The sequence below is a fragment of the Acidiplasma aeolicum genome (genome assembly GCF_001402945.1).
Classification (GTDB): Archaea; Thermoplasmatota; Thermoplasmata; order Thermoplasmatales; family Thermoplasmataceae; genus Acidiplasma; species Acidiplasma aeolicum.
Genome location: NZ_LKBG01000157.1, coordinates 1 through 1,077, shown reverse-complemented (window position 1 = coordinate 1,077; position 1,077 = coordinate 1). Strand labels below are relative to the sequence as shown.

The 1,077-nt window shown below is 37.0% G+C and carries 2 pseudogenes; both read right to left on the bottom strand.

Annotated features, from left to right (window positions below):
* Positions 1-642, bottom strand: a pseudogene (locus AOG54_RS03950) (aminomethyl-transferring glycine dehydrogenase subunit GcvPB); the annotation flags it as partial.
* Between the two features lies 1 nt (position 643).
* Positions 644-1,077: pseudogene (locus AOG54_RS03945) on the bottom strand (aminomethyl-transferring glycine dehydrogenase subunit GcvPA); the annotation flags it as partial.

Below are 1,077 nucleotides of genomic sequence, written 5' to 3'. Positions count from 1 at the left end.
ATTTGGATTTGTTATCATGAAGGCCGCTGTTTTATCAGAAACAACAGATTCAAGGGCATGCAAATCTATTAACCCATTATCATCAGATGGGATTTCTATAACATTAAAACCTGCCATGGTGGCGGATGCAGGATTTGTTCCGTGGGCGGAATCCGGTATGATGATATCAGTCCTTTTTCCTATTTCACCCTTAATCTCAAAATATTTTCTTACAATTAATATTCCAGTAAATTCCCCATGCGCTCCGGCAGATGGCTGCAGTGAAACATAATCCATGCCCGATATCTTTTTAAGATATTCCTGAAGGCCATACATTATTTCAAGTGTACCCTGCATATTTTTTTCATTATCAAGGGGGTGCATCTCTGTGAAATTTTCAATCCCTGCTATATAATCATTATACTTTGGATTATATTTCATTGTGCATGATCCAAGTGGATATGTACCTATATCAACACTGTAATTCATTTCTGAAAGCTTGGTAAAATGCCTTGATACATCAGAGCTTCTTATATCCGGAAGCCTGAGATTGTTCCTTTTTAATTTATCCGGAATATTTGCATTGCAATCATTTAAATAATAGTCATTACCGGTATTATAATCTATTAAAAAATCCTCATCATAATGTGCCTGTCTGTACATTTTAATCATCACCAAGTATTCTGGCAAGTTCATTTATGGATTCATCCTCTGTTTTTTCTGTAACAGAGAAAAACACTGCATCATCATAATAATCTATGTTTGTGAGATCAGAAAGCCTTAACCCACCTGATATCCCATTTTCGGCAATTTTTTTGTAATTACCATAATGAAAGAGTACATCTGAGAAATTAATGCCATTAAAAACAGTTTGTATGCCATGGGATTTAAGTGCAGATTTAAGCCTTTCTGCCTTATTAACAGTTATTGAGGCAACCTTTCTGAGTCCAGAAGAACCCAGTATTGACAGGTATGCTGTTGCCGCAACAGCCATTAGTGCCTGATTTGAGCATATATTGCTCATGGCTCTGGCGCGCCTTATATGCTGCTCCCTTGCCTGTAATGTCATGACAAATGCCCTGCGGCCATTTTTATCAA